Here is an 18,477-nt window from a genome sequence, read left to right as displayed (position 1 = left end):
CGTGGTTCTTGGAATTCTGATTTTTATTTTTGGCTTGCTGGTAACAGTTGGTTTGCATGAATTGGGTCATCTTTGGCCAGCGAAAAAATTTGGTGTAAAAGTACCGCAATATTTTATTGGTTTTGGGCCGACTTTGTGGTCACGGCGGGTCAATGGAACCGAATACGGAATAAAAGCAATCTTGCTTGGCGGTTACGTCTCGTTAGCTGGAATGCTCGCACCGGCCAAGGCTGGCACGAAAATTCATAATAAGGACGGAAGCTTAACTCTAGCGGAGGAGGCTCGGCGAGAATCGGCTGCTGAGCTCGAACCTGGTGAAGAACACCGAGCGTTTTGGAAATTGCCTGCTCGCAAAAAACTTGTGGTGATGTTTGGTGGGCCATTCGTCAACCTCGTTTTGGCTGTTATCTGCCTTGGCACCGTGTTTTCGGTTATTGGAACGCCGGTTCCGTCCACGACGATTTCCCAGGTGGCCAAGTGCGTCACTGGGGAGAGCAGTTGTGAAACCTCTGAGCAAAGTCCAGCTTTCCGCGCCGGACTACAATCAGGGGATACGGTGTTGACCTGGGGAGACACTCCGGTTGAGAATTGGGCGGAACTCTATGAGGCGATTGGGCAAAGCGATTTACGTCCGTACGACGTCGGCGTCGTGCGTGACGGACGTAAGCTCACGTTGAGCGTTACTCCAGTTGAAAAGCCTCAAACCTCTGGAAAACAGACGAAAGCAGGTAGGCAGGAGAAAAATTCGCGACCGTACGTCGGAATTTCTCCGCTGATCGTCAAAGAGCGTCGATCTTTGACGGAGCTGCCAGGACGCACAGTTGATTTGGCCTGGCAAACCACCAAAATAGTGGTGGCATTGCCAGTTAAGCTTTGGGAAACTGGGCAAAGTCTGTTCACCGGGCAAGCGCGTGATCCACAAGGCGTGGTCGGGATCGTTGGAATCGCTGATCTGGCTGGTTCTATTACCGCAACCAAGGCAGAAAGTTACAGTTTCGTCGATCGACTTGGCGATATGCTGCTGCTCATGGGCTCATTGAATATGTCGTTGTTCATTTTCAATATGCTTCCGCTGTTACCACTTGATGGAGGGCACATTCTTGGCGCCATAATCGAGGGAATTCGCCGCCACAGTGCTCGCTTGCGTGGCAAACCCGATCAGGGTGCTTTCGATACTGCACGTTTGCTGCCACTGAGTAATGTGGTGATCGCATTTTTCTTGGGAATGACGCTGCTTCTTGTAGTGGCAGATATCGTAAATCCGATCCGATAAGTGGCATGCCTTAAGCTGTAGTAGAGAAGAAGAGGTGTAATAATGGTGGATGTGAATAATGTTGTTTCTTTGGGGATGCCGTCTGTGGCGGACGAGCCGATGCTCATTGCCCCACGTAAAAAGACTCGCCAGATTAAGGTCGGTGATGTGCTCGTTGGCGGTGGTGCGCCGGTGAGCGTGCAGTCGATGACCACCACCAAAACTCACGATATCGGTGCCACACTGCAGCAGATAGCTGAATTGACTGCCGCAGGGTGCGATATTGTGCGCGTTGCGTGCCCAACAGATAAAGACGCCGATGCGCTGCCAATTATTACCCAACAGTCGAATATTCCTGTGGTAGCCGATATTCATTTCCAGCCGCGCTATGTTTTTGCAGCGATTGAAGCTGGGTGTGGCGTGCGCGTGAATCCAGGAAACATCAAGAAATTCGACGATAAAATCCCAGAAATCGCAGCTGCAGCGCGCGCTAATGGCACTGCGATGCGCATTGGCATCAATGCAGGATCTCTAGATCCTCGGCTCTTGAAAAAGTATGGCAAAGCGACGCCGGAAGCACTCGTAGAATCTGCTATTTCCGAGGCGCGCCTTTTCGAAGAAGCCGGTTTTTATGACTTCGCAATTTCCGTTAAGCATCACGATCCTGTGGTGATGGTGCGTGCCTATCAATTGCTGTCCGAAGCCGGGGATTGGCCACTTCATTTGGGTGTTACTGAGGCCGGTCCAGCGTTCCAGGGCACGATTAAATCCTCTGTGGCTTTTGGCGCGCTGCTTTCTCAAGGAATTGGCGATACTATCAGGGTTTCGCTTTCGGCTCCGCCGGTTGAGGAAGTCAAGGTTGGCGAGCAGATTTTGCGTTCGCTGAACTTGCGCCCCAAGCAGCTTGAGATCGTCTCGTGCCCGTCGTGTGGGCGTGCGCAGGTGAACGTCTATGAGCTGGCTAATAAGGTGACCGAGGGCTTGAAAGATGTGAAGTTCCCACTGCGTGTTGCCGTGATGGGCTGCGTCGTGAATGGACCAGGTGAGGCTCGTGAAGCTGATCTGGGTGTAGCCTCGGGGAACGGCAAAGGGCAGATTTTTGTGCGTGGCCAGGTAGTCGATACTGTGCCAGAGGAAGATATCGTCGATACGCTCATTGCTCGCGCTCGCGTCGTCGCTGAAGAAATGGGATTGGAATCTACTCCGGATTCTTCACCCGAAGTGATCGTGTAACGTTGCGCTAATGCGTCTATGGCATCGTGCGCGCAACGGGCAGATTGCCCGCCTTTCTCGGCATTTTTATAGTCAAGCTGCTGCGATATTGGAGCGCGATCCGGTGTCGAGTATTTTTCTTCGGTCGGCTTGGGAGGAGCGCTCTTTTCGAAACGGTCACTTTTTGGCATATCGCGACGACGCCGGAGCCCTGAGCTCCCTGTGTTGGCAGGGAGCTAATCTTGCTCCGTGGGGCTTTGATAGCAACGGCCTTGATCAGCTGGCGAAATATTTGAGCAAGGAGACGATTTTTGCTAATTCGATCGTTGGTCCAGCAGATCAAGTGATGGGGTTATGGGAGAAGATTAAGTGGCGATTTCCTACTCCACGCGATGTGCGACCACACCAGTTGTCGATGGTTTTTCAAGGCGTTGACTCGCGTTTTGCGATTGGAGCAGGATCGTCATGGTCTGTGAAGAATTCTTCCAAAGCAACAGTACGACGAGCACAGATCACGGACTTCGACATTGTGTATCCTGCTTCGGTTGCGATGTTTATCGAAGAGGTTGGCTATGATCCATCTACTGCAGGCGATGTTTATCCTCAGCGTGTGAAGCAGTTGCTGCGGCAAGGGCGAACTTTCGTGCAGATCGGGCGAGATCCTTTTGGCTTGCCACGCGTTGAATTCAAAGCTGACATCGGTATTTTGGCTGGTGGGGTAGCGCAATTACAGGGGGTCTGGACGGCGCCAGACCTGCGAGGTTGTGGTATTGCAACTTCAGCATTGACACAGGTGCTTGGCATGATCGGCCAGGATATGGCCTCGACTATCTCTCTTTACGTCAACGACTACAATCTCGGAGCAATTCGCGTTTACGAAAAAATTGGTTTTGCTACCGTGGGCGAATTTGCCACTGTGTTGTTGTGAATTCACAGTATTATCACCTAGCTGTGCCGTGCGCGTAGCAGCAAATTATATAGGTTTTCGAGCTATACATTGGTATGTGTTCCTATTGCCGCGAGCGAGGAAAAATTCGCTGGTAGCACCTGAGCGTCTCATTTTTTGTGCACTCTGGGCTTGAACTTCACTTGTTTTGCTTGAGGAATGTAAGCTATGACTGTGTTAAAAATGTCTGAACTGTTTGTCCGCACTCTGCGCGAAGATCCCGCAGATGCGGAAGTTGATTCCCATAAGTTGCTCGTTCGCGCTGGTTATGTGCGCCGCGTTTCGCCAGGTATCTACACCTGGCTTCCGCTCGGTTTGAAGGTTTTGCGCAAGGTAGAGCGCATTGTTCGTGAAGAAATGGACGCTGCAGGTGCTCAAGAAGTGCTTCTTCCTGCCCTTTTGCCGCGTGAGCCGTATGAGGCTACAAATCGTTGGGAAGAATACGGCGCTAACCTTTTCCGGTTACGCGATCGCCGCGATAACGACTACTTGCTCGCGCCAACCCATGAGGAAATGTTCACCTTGGCTGTCAAGGACATGTATTCCTCATACAAAGATTTGCCAGTGACGCTGTATCAAATTCAGACGAAGTATCGCGACGAAGCTCGTCCGCGTGCAGGTATTATCCGCACTCGCGAGTTCCTCATGAAAGATGCTTATTCTTTCGATATCGACGACGCCGGTTTGAATCGCTCCTATGAAATCATGCGTAGCGCCTACCAAAAGATTTTCACGCGGTTAGGGCTGCCATTTGTGATCTGTTCGGCGACGTCGGGTGCGATGGGTGGTTCACGCTCAGAGGAGTTCCTCTTCCCATGCGCCATTGGTGAGGACACTTTCGTTTCCTCACCAGGTGGATATGCCGCAAATACCGAAGCAGTGACGACGCCGCCGCTACAGGACGTCGATTTCTCTACTACTCCGGAATCGGTTGTTCATGCTACCCCTGCTGCGACCACGATTGAGGCCTTAGTGGCGGTTGCCAATGATCTCGTCAAACGCGCAGATCGCCCTTGGGAAGCTGCTGATACCTTGAAGAACGTGGTTTTGGCTGCAACGCATCCTGATGGAACTCGCGAGGTATTCGTCGTCGGCGTTCCTGGAGATCGCGAGGTTGACCTCAAGCGTGTGGAGGCTAATATGGCTCCTGCTGAGATTGAAATGGCAACCCCAGAGGATCTCAAGGCGCATCCGGAGCTGGTTCCTGGATATATTGGCCCGGACGTCTTGGGGCCAAATTCTCCTGCTCGCAAGGTGAACGACGACGGTTCGCTCACTGGTTCGGTGCGCTATTTGCTCGATCCGCATGTAGCGCGTGGTTCTGCTTGGATTACCGGTGCTAATGCTGTAGAGAAGCACGTGTTCTACAGCGTGTACGGCCGTGATTTTGAAGCTGATGGTTTTATTGAGGCGGTTGAAGTTCGAGCTGGCGATCTCGCTCCTGATGGCAGTGGTGAGCTGTCGATCGAACGTGGCATCGAAATTGGGCATATCTTCCAGCTGGGACGCAAATATGCCAAGGCTTTGGATCTGAAAGTTCTCGATCAGAACGGAAAGACTGAAGTCGTGACGATGGGCTCGTATGGTATTGGAGTCTCGCGTGTGCTCGCTTCGCTCGTTGAGCTGTACCACGACGAGCGTGGCATGATGTGGCCCGCGGCTCTTGCCCCTGCTCAGGTGCAGGTAATCGCGACTGGAAAGGGAGACGATCTCTTTGCGGCAGCCGCCGATATAGCGCAGAATTTGGCTGATCAAGGCCACGATGTGCTGTATGACGATCGGCAGAAAGTCTCGGCCGGTGTGAAGTTTGCCGATTATGAGTTGATCGGTGTGCCTTACGCGGTCGTCATAGGACGCGGCTTTAAGGATGGCAAGGCGGAGATTCGCAATCGCAGAACCGGTGATGCCATTGAGGTTGAGCTGGGCGATGTCTATTCCGAGCTCGCCAAAGTGATGCAAAGCTAAATAAGTCAGCGTGCTATAAGACTCGCGCTTCATTTCGCAGTGCTCCCAAGATCATGGGGCTGTACAACAGCCCTGCACATCTCGGGAGCACTGCGTTAAAGTGGTACTAATGAGTTCAACGAGTGGCGATATAGCCAGGCGTACTCGGAGTTTCAGCGCTGGTTATTGCGTAAATATACGCGATCGTTAAACTGAGCGCCTGACGCTGTTCCAGGTTCGCATTTGCGCTCATCGAGATGAATTCCTTGGCAAGGAGTTCTGCTGCTTCGGTATTGGCGGCAGGCAAGGTCAAAGCCGGGCGTGAATCGGGAACTCCGCGGTCAATCGCGAGCGAAATTACTTGATCGAGAAATGCGATAACTTCTGGCAAGCTACCGCGGGCAGGCGCCGGGGTTTGCGCCGTCTTTAATTCGATCCATTGCCGCGCCATTTCGATCCTCTTCAAACTTTCCGCATCGGGAACTAGCTGGGAGATCGTCGTCGGGATCGGGGTAGAGATACTCAATGGAACGCCTGTATTGGCAGCTAGGCGCGCTGCTAGGATCTGTGTGCTGGCGCTTATTGACGTGGTGAGCTGTGCTTGTGCGCCGTCGTCGCCTATTTTATGAACATCGAGTGAAAACTTGTTTAGCTCGTTCACGAGCGATTGGGCATCGTGAGCGGTAGCGGCGGTGTCAATAACGGGATTTTCTTGACCCTGCGGAACTTCTTCTTTCCAAGGAATCCAAATTCCTCCGAGCAGCTCTTGCCACGTTGAGGCAAGGGGAGTAAGGCTCTGGAACTGCGGGTTTGCTTGAGCAGCACTCATTAAACGCCCAGTCTCTATGGCCAATTCCTGGCGAGAAACTTCTGCAGCATCTGGTGTAGGAGCTGTGGGTGAAGCGTTTTCCCACCGAGTTTCCATGACAAAAAGACCCAAGGCAAACAGGGCAATTGCCACAACGAGACTCAACACAAATTTGAGTCGAGAGACAAAGGATGAGGTTGATTTTGAGCCAGTCTCGTTCATCTACTTCTTTCGTTGTTCAAAATCGCTATATGTGAATATCTTAATCATATTTGCCAAAGTTACTGATCCGGCTGTGACACTAGGGCAAGACAAAGGTAATCTAGATATATGGCAGAAATGAATCAATCAAACGCTGATACTATCGCAGATATGCTCCGGCCGGTGGTATCTAGCTTTGACCTCTATCTTGAAGATGTGAAAGTGATCCGCGCTGGAAAACACACGGTTGTGCGTGTGATCGTTGACCTCGAGACTGGTACTGGCGGCGTCGACTCTGCACTGCTAGCTGATGTATCGCGTGAAGTTTCTGCTGTTCTCGATGAGGCAGATCCTATTGCTGGAGCTTATAGCCTTGAAGTTTCCACTCCGGGCACTGATCGTCCGCTGGTAGAATTGCGCCATTACGAGCGTGTGATCGGACGCTTAATCAACTTCCGTCTCGAGGACGGAACCGAGATCACTGCTCGACTTAAAGAAATTGATGGTGCACAACTTAGAGTGATTCCACAGGTAAAGAAGAACAAACAAGTTGTGGACGGAGTCGAATGCGAAATAGCGTTCGATCACATTCAGCGAGCTCAGGTTGTTGTTGAGCTTAAGAAAATTGAAGCTGGGGAAGAGGAGCTGTAAATGGATATCTCGATGAGTGAGCTTCGGATTGTTGAATCTGAACTCGGTATTGATTTGGGCGTGCTGATCGAAGCGATTGAGGACGCACTTCTTCATGCATACCAGCGTGTGCCAGGAGCTATTCGCGGATCGCGAGTGGAATTGAACCGTACCACTGGTCAAGTTACTGTTTTTGCTCCGGAGCTTGACGAAAATAACAACGTAGTTGGCGAATTCGACGATACCCCAAACGATTTTGGGCGCATTGCCACTGCTACCGCACGTTCGATCATCGCTCAGCGTTTGCGTGACGCAGAAAGCGCCCGTATTTTGGGCAGCTTCCAGGGCAAACAAGGGCAGATCGTGTCGGGTGTCGTCGAGGGAAGCGTCGGCGGTGAAGAATCGCGTGATATTTTCGTTGAGCTTGGTGAAAATCGTGGAATCTTGCGTGCTGAGGAGCAAGTGCCATCGGAACGCTACCGGCATGGTGATTTGATACGCGCGCTCGTGCTTGATATTTCCGTTGGCCCGCGTGGAGCTTCGATTCGTCTTTCGCGTTCGCATCCTGATTTTGTGCGTCAGCTTTTCGAGACAGAAGTTCCAGAAATCGCAAAAGGCACGGTTGAAATCGTGGCATTGGCTCGTGAGGCCGGGCATCGTTCGAAAGTGGCGGTGTGGTCTGCGGATCCGAACGTTGCCGCAAAAGGTGCTGCGATTGGGCACAATGCGCAGCGCGTGCGCGCCGTGACCCAGGAATTGAATGGCGAGAAGATCGACGTCGTGGAGTACGACGACGATCCGGCAGCTTTCATTGCAGCGGCACTTTCTCCTGCGAAAGTGATTCGCGTTGATATTCTGAACAAGGATATGCGACAGGCGTTGGCGATTGTTCCAGATGATCAGGCGTCCTTGGCGATTGGCAAGGAAGCACAGAATGTACGTCTGGCTGCGAAGCTCACTTCTTGGTCTATTGATATCCGGAAAGAATCAGAAGATCCACGTCGATAAGAGGTAGTGAGCGTATTCACCCTCTGTTTTTGGGCATTGTGTGAAGGAATTATCCCAAATATCGGGTAGTCTAATACTGTATGTCTAAATTTCTGAGCGCTACGCGAGCGGTTGAGGTGGGGAACTCGAGAGTTTCCCAAGCAGTGCGCACGTGTATCGGGTGCAGGAAGAAAGACGTATCGTCACAAATGCTTCGTTTGAAAGCGGTTCAATCTGGTGCGCAGTTGTGCATACGGATTGATCATCATTCGCAAATTGCCGGGCGTGGCGCGTGGATCCACAATAATTTGGAGTGTTTCACGCAGGCTTCGAAACGCCGAGCATTCTCGGCTGCTTTTCGTGCGTCGTCGGGAATAGATATTTGCGAGCTTACGAACGTATTTAACTGTCAGATTTCAACGAACAATGAAAGCGGGTAGAAAGCCGATGGGCACCCGATGAGTACCCAGCGATGAGCTGCCAACTAACAATGGTCTGACGCTTGCAGCGCGGACCAAACCGAAGGAGAACTGTGGCCAAGGTCCGCGTCCATGAACTCGCTAAAGAACTGGGAATTACCAGCAAGAAGTTGCTTGAAACTCTCAAAGAAAATGGCGAATTCGTCAAATCGGCGTCTTCAACAATTGAAGCGCCAGTCGTGCGTCGTGCACGTGAATATTTTGAAAAACACCCTGAAGAATTGCCCGCAACTGCTAAGGGCTCAACTTCCGGGGCAACTGATACTGCAAAGAGCGATTCTGCAAAGAAACCAGCTGCTAAGCCCGGTGCAGCTAAGAAAGCTGTAGCTGCTGAACAGCCAGATGCTCGTGCACAGAGTGCTGCGCCAAAACCGGCAGCAAAGAAACCATCTGCAGCAAAACCAGGGGCGGATATCGCCAAGCCTGGTACAAAGCCCGGTGAAGTAAAAGCTGAGACAAAAGCTGTTGAAAAAGAAGTAAAACCGAAGCCCGCCTCAACTGATTCAGGTGAGAAAACTGCTAAAGCTGCTTCGGATGCTGAGCAAAAAGCTGCAACGCCTGCAGCTCCGAAGCCACCGCGCCCACAGCGTACTATGGCCACTCCTGGTGAGGCCAAGCGCAGCGCAGACGTGGCACGCGAATCGGCTCCACCACGCCCACAAGCGCGTGGTGGAAAGAAAGGCATGCCTCGTCCAGGCAATTCGCCATTCTCTTCGCGTCAAGGAATGGGGCGCAATGGTGGGCAGCAGGGCGGCGGTCAAGGACGTGGCCCACGTCCAGGCAATTCGCCTTTCGCTAACCAGCAAGGTATGAATCGTCGCGCTGAAAACGCAGAATCGCGTCCAAATAACCGCGGTGGAGCTGGTGGCTCGCGCAAGAATGATTCGGCGCGTCCAACTCGTTCTGCAGCGCGTCCATCACCAAATATGATGCCAGACCAGATCCAGCCACCTACTGAAAGCCGCGGTGGCCGCGGCGGTCGTGGTGGTCAGGGCGGTTTCCGTGGCGGGCAGAATGGTCCAGCTCGCGGAGGCGGTTTCACCCGTTCGGGTGGTAAAGCTCGTGGTGGATCGACTGCAGGTGCGTTCGGACGTCAAGGTGGCGGCAATCGCAAATCGCGTCGCTCCAAGCGCAATGAGTTCGAAGAGCAGCAGTCTCCAATGCTCGCTGGCGTACAGGTACCACGCGGTGACGGTTCTACCGTTGTGCGCGTGCGTGCAGGTGCATCCTTGGCTGATTTTGCTGAGAAGATTGGTGCTGATCCAGCAGCTCTCGTTACCGTTTTGTTCCGAATGGGCGAAATGGCGACGGCGAACCAGTCACTTGACGAAGACACGTTCCAGCTGCTCGGTTCTGAACTCGGCTATGACATCAAGATCATGAGTGCTGAGGACGAAGATCGCGAGATCCTCGAAGCATTCGACATCGATATCGCTGCTGAGCGTGCCGGTGAGTCCGATGAGGATCGCACCCCGCGCCCACCCGTCGTCACCGTTATGGGACACGTTGACCACGGTAAGACGAAACTTCTTGACGCGATTCGCAACGCGGACGTCGTCGAAGGAGAAGCTGGTGGCATCACGCAGAATATCGGCGCCTACCAGACTCGTTTAACTATTGATGGCGACGAGCGCCGTATCACCTTTATTGATACCCCTGGTCACGAGGCCTTCACACAGATGCGTGCTCGTGGTGCGGACGTTACCGACGTCGCTGTGCTGGTTGTTGCTGCAAATGACGGCGTTATGCCTCAGACTGTAGAAGCAATCAACCACGTCAAAGCCGCTGGCGTTCCAATCGTTGTGGCAGTCAATAAGATTGACGTCGAGGGTGCTAACCCTGGTAAAGTGCGTGCTCAGCTCACTGAATACGGTCTTGTTGCTGAAGAGTACGGCGGCGACGTTGCCTTTGTTGATATTTCGGCAAAACAGCGTATCAATATCGCCGAATTGCTCGAAACAATCGTGGCGACGTCCGATATCTTGGTTGCTCCATCCGCTAATGCTGATAAAGCTGCACGTGGTGTGGCGATTGAAGCGAAGCTCGATCAAGGGCGCGGTTCCGTTATTACCGCATTGATCCAAGATGGCACCCTGCGCATCGGTGACTCAATCGTGGTAGGAACGGCTTATGGTCGCGTCCGCGCTATGGTTGATGAACACGGTGAGCGTGTGGAATCAGCTGGTCCATCGCGGCCTGTACAGGTACTGGGTCTGACCTCAGTTCCAGGTGCAGGTGACCAGCTCATCGTAGCTGAAGATGATCGTACGGCTCGTCAGATTGCAGAGCGTCGTGAAGCTGCCAAGCGCGCCGCTACGCTCGCTAAACGCCGCAAGCGTATCTCGCTCGAAGATCTCACTGCCGCAATTGAAGAGGGTAAGGTTGAAAATCTTAACCTCATCATCAAGGGTGACTCTTCAGGTTCAGTTGAAGCACTCGAATCGTCGTTGCTCGAGATCGAGGTTGGCGGCGATGAGGTACAGCTCAACGTTATTCATCGTGGCGTTGGTGCTATTACGCAATCCGATGTTGACCTCGCAACCGTGGATAACGCCGTCATTATCGGCTACAACGTGCGACCAGCAGAACGAGTCTCCGAACTCGCTGATCGTGAAGGCGTAGAGATGAAGTTCTACTCAGTGATCTACGACGCGATCAACGATGTTGAAGATGCTCTCAAGGGCAAGCTCAAGCCGATTTACGAAGAGGTGGAGCTTGGAACTGCAGAGATTCGCCAGGTATTCAAGTCTGGAAAGTTTGGCAATATCGCTGGTTCGATTGTTCGCTCTGGCACGATCAAGCGTCACACGAAGGCACGCCTCGTGCGTGACGGCTCGGTGGTCGCTCCTGATCTGGAGATTATCTCCTTGCGACGTGAAAAGGACGATGTGACCGAGGTTCGTGAAGGCTACGAATGTGGTATCACGCTCGGCCACAAGGACATTCGCGAGGGCGATATTATTGAAACATGGGAGATGCGCGAAAAACCTCGCGACTAATCATCTTCTAGCTGCAGCGGGGTGTCCAATATTGCGGGCACCCCGCCGCCATAAAAGAACTAATTTTTAAGGGGAGTTAGCGAAATGGCTAATCCACGAGCAGCTCGGGTAGCTGACCAAATTAAACAAATCGTGGCGCGCATGATCGATGGGAAACTCAAAGATCCGCGCCTGGGCATGGTCACGATTACTGACGTGCGTGTTAGCGGAGATTTGCAGCATGCAACGGTTTTCTATACGGTTTATGGTTCGGATACGGATCGCCGTAAATCTGCTTCTGCTTTGGAGTCCGCGAAAGGAATGATTCGTTCTACAGTCGGTGGGCAGCTTGGACTTCGTTTGACGCCGAGCATCGAATTCGTACTTGACGCTTTGCCTGAGACTGCACGCTCAATTGAAGACGCGCTTGTGGCGGCAAAATTCCACGATGAGCAGGTTCGTAAGCTTGCCGAGGGAGCTACGCCAGTTGCCGGTGAGGATCCGTATCGCAAGCCGAAAGAGATAGATGAAGACGACGCCGCTGTAGTTGCGTCCGATTCTGAAGACGACGATGAGCTCTAGTTCGCACAGCCGCTCACGCAACTCAAAAAAAACAAATGAGGGGCGTGAACAACGCGAAAAGCGGCAAATGCCCTGGGGAGATCTGCCCCAGGGAATTTCGCCTGCGCCGGATGGAATTGTGCTCATCGACAAAGACCAGAATGTTACATCACACGATGTAGTTGGAGCGATGCGCCGGCTTGCTAAAACTCGCAAGGTGGGTCATGCTGGAACTCTCGATCCAATGGCAACTGGACTGCTGACCATTGGAATTGGTAAAGCTACGCGTTTTCTGAACTATTTGTCGGGCTGCGATAAGACGTACCGCACCACGATTTGCCTCGGAGTATCCACGTCAACGGAAGATGCACAAGGTGTGCCACGAACAGATCGTGGGCCAGAATTTGTGCAAAAATTTGGCAAAACTATTGAGACGCTCCAAACGCACACGCGCATGGCAGGCAGCGATGGATGCGCGGGCGCCGTCGTCGAATCTGATGAAAAAAATGGTGTGTTAGATGCAACTGTGCAGGTCGAACTTGATCGAGCACGAATAGCGCTCACCGGTAAGATCAAACAGGTTCCATCCGCTGTTTCGGCAATAAAAATCAATGGAAAGCGCGCACATGAGTTGGTGCGTGCAGGAGTCGACGTTGAAATTCCTGCTCGAGATGTTACCGTTTACAACTTTGATTTTACTTCGCCGCTCCGATTAGGAAAAAGGCTGCGCGTAGAGGGTGTCGAAGTGCAAACACTCGAAATTGATGCGGTGGTGAAGTGTTCGGCTGGAACCTATATTCGGGCATTAGCTCGTGATTTTGGTGTTCAGCTGGGAGTCGATGCTCATATCACCATGTTGCGCCGCACTCGGGTGGGCGATTTTGAGGTGTCGGAGGCCAATCCGGTGCGGCAGATAGCTGCTGGAATTGATACTGGACGAAACGTGCCAGTCATTCCGTTGGCGCAAGCGGCGAAGAATATGCCGTGGATAGAGATTACGCCGCAGCAGCGTTCGGCGCTGACCTACGGGCAATTTATTGAAACGCCTGCAACCGAATATCCTGTGGCTCTGATCTGCGGCGATGAATTGGTAGCTATTGGCGTTAAACACGGGAAAAAGACGCGACCTGCAGTGGTATTTGCCGAACAGTAAGCTGTGCCTGTGCCTGTGCCTGTGCCTGTGCCTGTGCCTGTGCCTGTGCCTGTGCTAATGCTCAGCTAACTTGCGGCGATGATATTTCTGAGCTGAGATCAAGAAATTCGCGCGGAATGAGATGCGCATCGCGCACTCCCTCGAGCAAACTCGATGTGATCAAGTGCGAGCGAGTTAAAATCGACAGTCGCCCGGACGGTTCGAGTATGACGGCAGCGACGAGTGCAGGGGAGTGGATTCCGTGTTCACGTAGTTGTGAGAAGAGTTCTGATCGAGTGGTGTGGGTGCTCTTAAGATTTGATTCAAGAATGTTTTCACCGGCCATAAGTACGATTGCTGGCCGGTTAATCATGCGATCTCCATACTGGTAGTTGGCGAGTCGGCCCACCGAATAGTGGAGAAGTAAAAGCGTGGAAAAAGTGATCATGCCTGTGGTGAGCGTAGGCACGGGTCCTAGCGCAGTACGCGCCACTATGGATCCGAAAAGCAGAACCATCAGAGTGTCGAATGTGGTCAATCCAGCAAGTAGTCGCTGGCCGAGAATGCGGATCACAATGAGGAAGACGGCGTATATCACCACCGTAGATACGATTGCGGCAAAGGCTCCTTCCCAAGTGATTCCAAGCCAAGCGTCTAATCCGTGTGGATATGACATTCTTCTCCTCTCCTCTGCGGATCTCTTTGTGGCAATGCAGCGTTAGTGCGGTGTTAATGCATCGAATGTTGCTTTGTGCCAAAGTATTCATTCGCTCCAAAGTATCTCTTTGTGCCAGTCGATTATAACAATGACATGTGCGAGCAGTGCCTATGGTTTTGTGACGCGAAACAGATTGAGAGCAGGCGTGCAATCGAAGCCGGCCGGCTGGCGATCTTTGAGCGATTTTGATAGAACTCTCAACTTTTGCGGGACTTTCAGCAAGAATTAGGCCGCCTAGCGGCTTAAACTAGTAGCTATGGACAATACACAAGAAGTTAAGCATGGCTGTGGCTGTGGTGGACACGGACATGCACAGAATGCAGTGCAAAAAGAACAATCTGCTCAGGAAGCGCACGGCGGTGCTCACGGGCACGGTGGTCATGGACACGGCGGTCACGGTGGCTGTGGCGGCGGCCGATGTGGTTGCGGTGGCAAAGGCAAACGCGCTGGTATGCATACTGAAGCTACACCGGCAAATGCGCCTGCAGATATTTCCGGTGGACGTACGCAGCTAGGGCTGCGTGGCAAGTAGATGGAAGTTTGGAAAAGCCCTGCTGACGTACCTCAAGAGCTGAACAATACCGTAGTTACGATCGGGATTTTCGACGGCGTGCACCGCGGGCATCATGCGGTACTTGCTAAGACTGTGGAAGTGGCACAGAAAAATGGGGCGATTTCTATCGCTTTGACTTTTGATCCGCATCCGCGGCTGGTACACAATCCGCAGTCAGATCTCAATTTGGTGACGTCCCTTGAAGATCGGCTACAGCGTTTAGAATCAGCCGGCATTGATGCAGTGTATGTGCAGCATTATGATCTCGACTATGCGGCGCTCACACCACGTGATTTTATCGAAAAGCAGCTGGTTGGGCAGTTACATGCAGGTAGCGTTGTGGTAGGGGAAGACGTGCGGTTCGGTCTGCACAACAGCGGCGACGGCGCGTTCTTGCGGGAGGTCGGTGAGGAGTTAGGTTTCGCCGTATATCTTCTCGACGATTTGTGTGACGACGACGGGCGGCGTTGGTCCTCGACGTGGGTGCGTGAGCTGCTGAGCAAAGGTGATGTGGCTGGTGCAGCGAAAGTTTTGGGGCGTCCTCATCGTATTCGGGGAGTCGTTCAGCACGGTTTTAAGCGCGGGCGTGAACTTGGTTTTCCAACGGCTAATTTAACTGGAAATCAGTTAGGTGAAGTGCCTGCTGAGGGTGTTTATGCCGGTTGGCTCGTGCGCACTGTTCCTGGTACTGCTGCAACGGTGCATTTACCTGCTGCTATATCGATTGGAAACAATCCGCAGTTCAATGGACAGCAGCGCACTGTTGAAGCTCATGTGCTCGGGCGTAGCGACCTTGATCTCTACGGTGAAGAAATTGCGATTGATTTTATTCAGTGGCTGCGGCCTATGGTGCGTTGTGAGTCAGTTGATGAGCTTCTTGAGCAGATGGATGAAGATCTGCGGCGCAGTGCAGAAGTTTTAGGAGTGCCGGTGGCACGCCGGGTGGATCCGTCGTCGGTGAAAGCTGGTATTGAAGCTGAGCGATTCTAGCGGGAGATGAGTTTGTAGATGAGTTTGAGGTCACCGATTTTAAACTCGAAGCTCATTTGCTTCGCATGGTAGAGTAGTGAAGCCGTTAGATCGGCCACGGAACGTCATCGCTCAGGAGAATATGCCCTGAGCTCTGTGCAACGAGAAAGAAGGAGAATCGTATGGCTCTCTCTAAAGAGATCAAAGATGAAATCATCAAGGAATACGCAACACACGAGGGCGACACTGGTTCCCCTGAAGTTCAAGTTGCACTGCTTTCAGCTCGTATCAAGGAGCTGACTGAGCACTTCCGCACTCACAAGCATGATCATCACTCCCGTCGCGGTTTGATGCTTCTCATTGGTAAGCGCAAGCGTCTGCTCGCTTACCTCGCTGCTGAGGATATTGAGCGTTACCGCTCCCTGATTTCACGTCTCGGCCTTCGCCGCTGACGTCAGATCGGCCCGGGCTTTGGTCCGGGCCGATTGTCATAACATCAAAAGTAAATAGAAGAAGACCTTCGCCTTTGGATTCGGTCTTCGGTTGTGGTGAGCGGTTTCTCGATGTTACCGAGCATGATAATCGACGGCCGTATCGGGCGGGGCAAATGAAAGAGGAGGTCCCATGGAGGGTCCTGATGTTAAATTTGCCGAAGCAACCATTGACAATGGTAAGTTCGGTACCCGTACTATTCGTTTTGAAACTGGGTTGCTTGCACGTCAAGCTTCCGGTTGTGCACTTGCATACCTTGACGGCGAAACCGTGGTGCTTTCGGCAACTGCTGTTTCAGCTCAGCCAAAAGAACACTTCGATTTCTTCCCATTGACGGTGGACGTTGAAGAGCGTTCGTATGCAGCTGGCCGCATTCCAGGATCGTTCTTCCGCCGTGAAGGTCGTCCAGGTACGGAAGCTATTCTTGCTGCACGTTTGATTGATCGTCCTTTGCGTCCAGCATTTGTTAAAGGTCTGCGTAACGAAGTACAAGTTGTGGCAACTGTACTTGCGATTCATCCAGACGACGCCTACGACGTCGTGGCAATCAACGCTGCGTCGATGTCTACACAGCTGTCTGGCTTGCCATTCTCTGGCCCAATCGGTGGCGTGCGCATCTCGCTCATTGACGGCCAATGGGTTGCTTTCCCACGTTATTCTGAGGAGCCTAAGGCTACATTCACTATGGTAGTGGCTGGTCGTATCGTTGAAGACGACATCGCGATTATGATGGTGGAAGCAGAAGGTGGCGAGAACGTCGTTGCGAATATCGCTAAGGGCGGCACTGTGCCAACCGAAGAAGTAGTAGCGGAAGGCCTCGAGGCTGCGAAGAAATTCATCCGCGTGCTGTGTGAAGCACAGGCTGATTTGGCACGTCAAGCAGCCAAGGAGACTCAAGAGTACCCACTGTTCCCATCCTATGAAGATGAGGAATACGAGGCTGTTGGGGCACAGATCGGCGATCGTTTTGCGCCATTGCACGGCATTATTGACAAGCACGAGCGTGACGATAAGCTCAACGAAGTTACTGAAGCTATCGTTGCTGAGCTAGCAGAGCAATTCCCAGAGCGTGAGCAGCCACTTGCTTTGGCTGTTAATGCGCATTGGAAGAAAGAGATGCGCAATCGGGTTCTCACTGAGGGAATTCGTATGGATGGCCGTACTCCAGTGGAAATCCGTACAATCACGGCAGAAGCAGGAATTCTTCCACGTGTGCACGGTTCGGCTTTGTTCCAGCGCGGTGAAACCCAGATTATGGGTGTGACTACGCTGAACATGCTCAAGATGGAGCAGCAGCTCGACAACCTCTCCCCAGTGACGGCTAAGCGTTACATCCACCATTACAACTTCCCGCCATACTCGACTGGCGAAGTTGGTCGCGTGGGTTCGCCAAAGCGCCGCGAAATTGGCCACGGTATGCTCGCTGAGCGTGCACTCGTGCCAGTGCTCCCAGCTCGCGAAGATTTTCCATACGCAATCCGTCAAGTTTCAGAAGCGCTCGGATCAAATGGTTCGACGTCGATGGGTTCGGTATGTGCATCAACGCTCTCGCTTCTCAATGCTGGTGTGCCATTGATTGCTCCAGTGGCAGGAATCGCGATGGGTCTGATCTCAGGTGAGATCGACGGCGAACAGCGTTTCGTTGCCTTGACCGATATCCTCGGTGCTGAAGACGCACTCGGAGATATGGACTTCAAGGTTGCAGGAACGCGCGAATTTGTGACGGCACTTCAGCTTGATACCAAGCTCGATGGAATCCCAGCTCAGGTACTTGCTGCGGCGCTTTCCCAAGCGCGTGACGCTCGTTTCGCAATTCTCGATCTCATTGAGGAAGCAGTTCCTGAGGTTGAAGAAATGGCAGAGACCGCGCCACGTATCATCACTGTGAAGATCCCGGTAGACAAGATTGGTGAAGTCATTGGGCCAAAAGGCAAGATGATCAACCAGATCCAAGAAGATACGGGTGCCGATATCTCCATTGAGGATGACGGCACAGTATTTATTGGTGCAACGAATGGTAGTGCTGCTGAAGCTGCACGCCAGACGATTAACTCGATTGCCAATCCACAGATGCCAGAAGTGGGCGAGCGCTTCGTAGGAACCGTTGTTAAGACGGCGACTTTCGGTGCTTTCATTTCGCTTTCGCCAGGTAAGGACGGCTTGCTGCACATTTCGCAGATTCGCCGTCTCATCGGTGGAAAACGCGTCGAAAACGTTGAGGACGTTCTCAATGTGGGCGATAAGGTGGAAGTCGAACTCGCTGAAATCGATCCACGTGGAAAGCTCTCCTTGCACGCTGTTCTTACTGAAGAGCAGCTTGAGGCCGAGAAAGCTGCTGAGGAAGAGAACAAAGAGCGCCGTGGCAACCGTGAGCGTTCTGACCGTGGTGAGCGCGGCGAGCGCAGTGAACGTGGTGAGCGTGGTGAGCGTCGGGAACGCCGCCCACGCGAACGTCGTCGTACTCGCTCTTCTGAGCAGGGCGAAAGCGCACAATCCAATGACGATTCAGCGCAGGAAACCACTTCTGAAGATGAGTGAGTGCTAATCTTGCATTAATTGTGCAGGTTATAAGCCTAAATTTCGCTCCCTATGGTTCTACTGAAGAGTAGAACCAT

Annotated in this window: 16 protein-coding genes; 14 read left to right on the top strand and 2 right to left on the bottom strand. The window is 52.6% G+C overall.

All coding sequences use genetic code 11. From position 1 onward, the window contains the following. Nucleotide 1 precedes the first annotated feature (1 nt). From JOD55_RS07495 to JOD55_RS07480, 4 genes are all read left to right on the top strand, one after another. Entirely contained in the window at nucleotides 2–1,273 is a 1,272-nt protein-coding gene (locus JOD55_RS07495; RefSeq protein ID WP_204399401.1) for a site-2 protease family protein, read from the top strand. A 42-nt stretch (nucleotides 1,274–1,315) separates the two neighbouring features. Continuing rightward, nucleotides 1,316–2,485 carry a flavodoxin-dependent (E)-4-hydroxy-3-methylbut-2-enyl-diphosphate synthase gene (gene ispG / locus JOD55_RS07490; RefSeq protein WP_204399400.1) on the top strand — a complete coding sequence of 390 codons (1,170 nt, stop codon included), beginning with the start codon at nucleotides 1,316–1,318 and terminating at the stop codon, nucleotides 2,483–2,485. Between the two features lie 10 nt (nucleotides 2,486–2,495). After that, on the top strand, nucleotides 2,496–3,392 hold the full coding sequence (locus JOD55_RS07485; RefSeq protein WP_204399399.1) for a GNAT family N-acetyltransferase: 897 nt from the start codon (nucleotides 2,496–2,498) through the stop codon (nucleotides 3,390–3,392). A gap of 186 nt (nucleotides 3,393–3,578) precedes the next feature. Then, the gene (locus tag JOD55_RS07480; protein WP_239538987.1) at nucleotides 3,579–5,375 is read left to right on the top strand and encodes a proline--tRNA ligase; all 1,797 of its coding nucleotides are present in this window, start codon (nucleotides 3,579–3,581) and stop codon (nucleotides 5,373–5,375) included. A 115-nt stretch (nucleotides 5,376–5,490) separates the two neighbouring features. Here the strand turns inward: JOD55_RS07480 and JOD55_RS07475 are convergent, their stop codons facing one another. Then, nucleotides 5,491–6,315: a hypothetical protein gene (locus JOD55_RS07475; protein WP_204399398.1), complete on the bottom strand. Its 825-nt coding sequence runs from the start codon at nucleotides 6,313–6,315 to the stop codon at nucleotides 5,491–5,493. 177 nt (nucleotides 6,316–6,492) lie between these two features. Here JOD55_RS07475 and JOD55_RS07470 point away from each other — a divergent pair, with 177 nt between their 5' ends. The 6 genes from JOD55_RS07470 (at nucleotide 6,493) to JOD55_RS07445 (ending at nucleotide 13,151) form a co-directional block, all read left to right on the top strand. Further along, nucleotides 6,493–7,014 (top strand): ribosome maturation factor RimP, encoded by a 522-nt coding sequence (locus tag JOD55_RS07470; RefSeq protein ID WP_204399397.1) that lies wholly within the window; start codon nucleotides 6,493–6,495, stop codon nucleotides 7,012–7,014. Then, a complete protein-coding gene (gene nusA / locus JOD55_RS07465) occupies nucleotides 7,015–8,001 on the top strand; it encodes a transcription termination factor NusA (RefSeq protein WP_204399396.1) in 987 nt (328 codons plus the stop codon). Nucleotides 8,002–8,081: 80 nt separating this feature from the next. Beyond that, the gene (locus JOD55_RS09400; RefSeq protein WP_204399395.1) at nucleotides 8,082–8,420 is read left to right on the top strand and encodes a YlxR family protein; all 339 of its coding nucleotides are present in this window, start codon (nucleotides 8,082–8,084) and stop codon (nucleotides 8,418–8,420) included. Nucleotides 8,421–8,512: 92 nt separating this feature from the next. Next, nucleotides 8,513–11,458, top strand: coding sequence for a translation initiation factor IF-2 (gene infB / locus JOD55_RS07455; protein WP_204399394.1), 2,946 nt, complete (start codon nucleotides 8,513–8,515; stop codon nucleotides 11,456–11,458). 84 nt (nucleotides 11,459–11,542) lie between these two features. Then, nucleotides 11,543–12,019 carry a 30S ribosome-binding factor RbfA gene (rbfA, locus tag JOD55_RS07450; protein WP_204399393.1) on the top strand — a complete coding sequence of 159 codons (477 nt, stop codon included), beginning with the start codon at nucleotides 11,543–11,545 and terminating at the stop codon, nucleotides 12,017–12,019. A 67-nt stretch (nucleotides 12,020–12,086) separates the two neighbouring features. Continuing rightward, the gene (locus JOD55_RS07445; RefSeq protein WP_204399751.1) at nucleotides 12,087–13,151 is read left to right on the top strand and encodes a tRNA pseudouridine synthase B; all 1,065 of its coding nucleotides are present in this window, start codon (nucleotides 12,087–12,089) and stop codon (nucleotides 13,149–13,151) included. A gap of 61 nt (nucleotides 13,152–13,212) precedes the next feature. Here JOD55_RS07445 and JOD55_RS07440 read toward each other — a convergent pair whose 3' ends face one another. After that, on the bottom strand, nucleotides 13,213–13,806 hold the full coding sequence (locus JOD55_RS07440; RefSeq protein WP_204399392.1) for a DUF421 domain-containing protein: 594 nt from the start codon (nucleotides 13,804–13,806) through the stop codon (nucleotides 13,213–13,215). 298 nt (nucleotides 13,807–14,104) lie between these two features. Here JOD55_RS07440 and JOD55_RS07435 point away from each other — a divergent pair, with 298 nt between their 5' ends. The 4 genes from JOD55_RS07435 to JOD55_RS07420 all read left to right on the top strand — a co-directional run bounded on the left by JOD55_RS07435 (nucleotide 14,105) and on the right by JOD55_RS07420 (nucleotide 18,400). After that, nucleotides 14,105–14,380: a hypothetical protein gene (locus JOD55_RS07435; RefSeq protein WP_204399391.1), complete on the top strand. Its 276-nt coding sequence runs from the start codon at nucleotides 14,105–14,107 to the stop codon at nucleotides 14,378–14,380. After that, nucleotides 14,381–15,391 carry a bifunctional riboflavin kinase/FAD synthetase gene (locus JOD55_RS07430; protein WP_204399390.1) on the top strand — a complete coding sequence of 337 codons (1,011 nt, stop codon included), beginning with the start codon at nucleotides 14,381–14,383 and terminating at the stop codon, nucleotides 15,389–15,391. It begins immediately after the preceding gene. 161 nt (nucleotides 15,392–15,552) lie between these two features. Then, nucleotides 15,553–15,822 (top strand): 30S ribosomal protein S15, encoded by a 270-nt coding sequence (gene rpsO, locus JOD55_RS07425; RefSeq protein WP_124055031.1) that lies wholly within the window; start codon nucleotides 15,553–15,555, stop codon nucleotides 15,820–15,822. 172 nt (nucleotides 15,823–15,994) lie between these two features. Next, nucleotides 15,995–18,400, top strand: coding sequence for a polyribonucleotide nucleotidyltransferase (locus JOD55_RS07420; protein WP_204399389.1), 2,406 nt, complete (start codon nucleotides 15,995–15,997; stop codon nucleotides 18,398–18,400). Nucleotides 18,401–18,477 lie beyond the last annotated feature (77 nt).

The organism is Arcanobacterium pluranimalium (genome assembly GCF_016907845.1).
Lineage (GTDB): Bacteria > Actinomycetota > Actinomycetes > Actinomycetales > Actinomycetaceae > Arcanobacterium_A > Arcanobacterium_A pluranimalium.
This window is presented reverse-complemented; position numbering and strand designations above follow the sequence as displayed.